Origin of the sequence: Inquilinus sp. (assembly GCF_039594555.1) — a bacterium.
Lineage (GTDB): Bacteria > Pseudomonadota > Alphaproteobacteria > DSM-16000 > Inquilinaceae > Inquilinus.
The window spans coordinates 1-3,401 of the sequence record NZ_JBCNNF010000576.1 but is presented as its reverse complement, the minus strand read 5'-3'; the positions used below and the strand labels follow the sequence as shown (position 1 = coordinate 3,401).

Annotated in this window: 4 protein-coding genes; 1 reads left to right on the top strand and 3 read right to left on the bottom strand. The window is 70.4% G+C overall.

Features of this window, described 5'->3' with window-relative positions:
* Positions 1-78 precede the first annotated feature (78 nt).
* Positions 79-1,470, top strand: coding sequence for an FAD-binding oxidoreductase (locus ABDW35_RS34315; protein WP_343718331.1), 1,392 nt, complete (start codon positions 79-81; stop codon positions 1,468-1,470).
* A gap of 157 nt (positions 1,471-1,627) precedes the next feature.
* On the opposite strand, the gene ABDW35_RS34310 is transcribed toward ABDW35_RS34315, so the two are convergent.
* The 3 genes from ABDW35_RS34310 to ABDW35_RS34300 form a co-directional block, all read right to left on the bottom strand.
* Positions 1,628-2,356, bottom strand: a complete 729-nt coding sequence (locus tag ABDW35_RS34310; protein WP_343718330.1) for a class I SAM-dependent methyltransferase — start codon at positions 2,354-2,356, stop codon at positions 1,628-1,630.
* Positions 2,357-2,420: 64 nt separating this feature from the next.
* Positions 2,421-2,747 (bottom strand): NIPSNAP family protein, encoded by a 327-nt coding sequence (locus ABDW35_RS34305; RefSeq protein ID WP_342241391.1) that lies wholly within the window; start codon positions 2,745-2,747, stop codon positions 2,421-2,423.
* An 87-nt stretch (positions 2,748-2,834) separates the two neighbouring features.
* The coding region (locus ABDW35_RS34300; protein WP_343718329.1) for a GTP-binding protein at positions 2,835-3,401 on the bottom strand (567 nt) is incomplete at its 5' end.

Here is a 3,401-nt window from a genome sequence, read left to right as displayed (position 1 = left end):
GGCATGACAGTTTGGGGGTTGCGGCTTGCCTGTGCCGGCCACCCCCGCCATTCTCGGCCGTCACCGACCGGGGATGCCATGACCACGCTCGACGCCGCCTTCCTCGACCGCCTCGACGCGCTGCTCGGACCGGGCGGCGTGGCGCGGGCCGATGCCCTGGCCGGCATTGATCCCGGCTACCACCCCGACAATCTGGCGGCCGGGATCCAGGCTTCGCCCCGCACGGTGGAGGAGGCCTCGGCCGTGCTGGCGCTGTGCCACGAGGCCAGCGTCCCGGTCGTGACCCATGGCGGCCGCACCGGGCTGGTCGGCGGCGGCGCCTCGCGGCCGGGCCAGGTCATCCTCAGCACCCGCCGGCTCGACCGGATCGTCGAGATCGACACCGCTGCCCGCCTGGCGGTGGTCGAGGCCGGGGTGACGCTGCAGCGGCTGCAGGAGGCAGCGGCCGAACATGGCCTGACCCCCGGCATCGACCTCGCCGCCCGCGGCTCCGCCACCATCGGCGGGCTGATCGCCACCAATGCCGGCGGCATCGAGGCGTTCCGCCGCGGCACCATGCGCAACCGCGTGTTCGGGCTGGAGTTCCTGCGCGCCGATGGCACCGTCATCTCCGACCTCGTCCGGGTGCTGAAGAACAACACCGGCTACGACCTGAAGGATCTGATCGCGGGATCGGAGGGCACGCTCGGCATCGTCACCCGCGCCGTGATCCGGCTGGAGCGGCTGGTGCCGCCGGCGGCGACGGCGCTGATCGCCTGCGCCTCGGCCGAGGCGGCGCTGGTGGCGGCCGGGCGGCTGCGCGACCGCTTCCCCGGCCGGCTGCGGGCGCTGGAGATCCTGTGGCACGCCTTTGCCGAGACGGTGGCGCAGGAGCATGGCGTGGCGCTGTCCGGCTTCGGCCTCGACCCGGCGCCGGTCTATCTGCTGACCGAGGCGGAGCAGGACCCGGACATCGACATCGCGGCGGCGATGGAGGCCGAGATCGGGGCGCTGTGGGAGGAGGGGCCGGTCACCGGCGCCGCCCTGGCGCAGAACGAGCGGCAGCGCGAGATGTTCTGGCGCATCCGCGACGATTCCGATGCGGTCAGCCGGCCCTGCCCGGACGCCAAGACCTTCGACGTCTCGGTGCCGCTGTCGGTACTGCCGGCCTATGTCGAGCGGATCCGCTCGGACCTGGCCGCGACCTTCTCCCCGGCGATGCGGGTCTATGTCTTCGGCCATCTCGCCGACGGCAACCTGCACATCATGGTCGGCGACCGGCCGGCCGGGTCGATGGAGCGGATCGAGGCGATCCTCTATGACGGGCTGGCCGAGGCCGGCGGCTCCTTTTCCGCCGAGCACGGCATCGGGCTTGAGAAGCAGGACGCCTTCCGGCTCTACGGCGATCCGGCGCGGCGGGCGGCGATGGACGCGATCAAGGCGGCGCTGGACCCGAAGGGGATCCTCAATCCTGGGAAGATCCTCGGATAGCTGCCTGTTTTTGTTCTTCTTTTCGGTCATACTTCGTCTTCTACTGTCATTGCCGGGCTTGACCCGGCAATCCAGGGGCCGCTAAGAGCCGCTCTGGCGGCCTCTGGATCGTCGGGTCAAGCCCGAGGATGAGAATAGAAACGGAGGGGAAGCGGCCTCACCCCAGCGGCCGGGCCTTCAGCCACAGGAACAGCGGCAGCCGCGACCATTGCCGCAGCCGGTCATCGCCGTCCGGATGGTCCGGCTGCGGCTCGCGGATCGAGGTGATGGCCAGGCCGGCGGCCTCCAGCGCCGCGGCATAGGCCTCGAGCGGCTGCGACCAGCCGGCGAAGTCCATGCGCAGCCCGTCGCGCTCCTCGCTGCCCTCGAAGCGCTCGCGGCCGTAATAGCTGCCTTCGACCACGAAAGGCGCGTCCGGCTCCGGCCCGGCGAAGCGGCCGCGGTCGCGGAACGGATGGACCAGCGACACCATCAGCGTGCCGTCCGGCCGCAGCACGCGCCGGACCTCGCGCAGCGCGCCCGGCACGTCCTCGACATCCATCAGCACATTGTAGGCGACCACCAGGTCGAAGCGGCCATCCTCGAAGGGCAGGGCAGCGGCGTCGGCCACCGCATAGTCCTGCGCCGACCCGGCCTCGGCCGCGATCTCCACCAGCTCGGCCACGGTGTCGGTGGCGGTGACGCGCCAGCCCAGCGCCGTCAGCTCGCGCGACACCCGGCCTTCGCCGCAGCCGAGGTCCAGCGCCTCGCCAGAGCCGCGGCCGATATACTCGACCAGCGCGTCGCGATAGGCCCAGAAGGCGTCATGGCCCGGCTTCCGCGCCCAGGCGGTCCAGTCACGGGCGACGCGGGCCCAGTGCTCGCGGTCGGCGGCGGTTTTCGTCATCATCGGTCTCCGGCAAAGGAAAAGGGCGGCCGGAACCGGCCGCCCTTGTCGGTCGACGGGTCGGCTACTTGACCTTGGAGAACGCCGTCGGCTTCAGGATGGCGTTGGTGATGTAGGACACGATCGGGCCGTCACGCTCGGTCCCGGCGCGCTTCTCCAGCCATTCCGGATCGGTCGCGAAAGCGGTCCATTTCTGTTCCCGCTCGGCCAGCGACTCCCACTCCAGCAGGTAGTACAGGGCCTGGTTGCTCTCGCCGATCTCGACCGTCCAGAAGCCGGCCTGGCGGATGCCGAAGCGCTCCCAGATCTTCAGGGTGATGGTGTCGAAGCGGTTCAGCAGCGCCGGCAGCTTGCCCGGCATGCAGTGATAGACGCGCAGCTCGTGAATCATCTCGATCTCCTCCCGCAGGGGAGGGGACTCTGGCCCCGCTGCGGCCCGATTGCAATCGTCCGGCAAAAGCTGCCGGCGAGCGCCCGCTCAGTCCTTGTCGGCGAAGGGGTTCTTCGGCTGGCGCAGCATCATCCGGATCGGCACGCCGGCCAGGGCGAAGCTGTCGCGCAGCCCGTTCACCAGATAGCGCAGATAGCTGTCCGGGAACTCCTCGGCCTGGGATACGAACAGGGCGAAGGTCGGCGGCCGGGCCTTGACCTGGGTGATGTAGCGGATCTTCAGCCGGCGGCCGCGCACCAGCGGCGGCGGGTGCGCCTCCAGCATCGCCGGCAGCCAGCGGTTCAGCGGCCCGGTGCGCACCCGGCGGTTCCACACCTTGTGGATGTCCAGCACCGCATCCATCAGCTTGTCCAGCTTCTGGCCGCGCAGGGCGGAGATGGTGACGGTCGGCACGCCGCGCACCTGGGGCATCGACGTCTGCAGCTTGTCGCTCAGCTGCCGCAGCGCCGCCGCGTGATCCTCGACCGAATCCCATTTGTTGACCGCGATCACCAGGGCGCGGCCTTCCTCGATCACGTGCCGGGCGATGGTCAGGTCCTGCTTGTCCAGGATCGCCGCGGCATCCAGCAGCAGCACGCAGACATGGGCGAGGCG

Bases quoted from the DNA above. Each gene is read 5' to 3' on its own strand.
- ABDW35_RS34315 (WP_343718331.1), top strand. From the start codon at position 79: ATGACCACGCTCGACGCCGCCTTCCTCGACCGCCTCGACGCGCTGCTC.
- ABDW35_RS34310 (WP_343718330.1), bottom strand. From the start codon at position 2,356: ATGACGAAAACCGCCGCCGACCGCGAGCACTGGGCCCGCGTCGCCCGT.
- ABDW35_RS34305 (WP_342241391.1), bottom strand. From the start codon at position 2,747: ATGATTCACGAGCTGCGCGTCTATCACTGCATGCCGGGCAAGCTGCCG.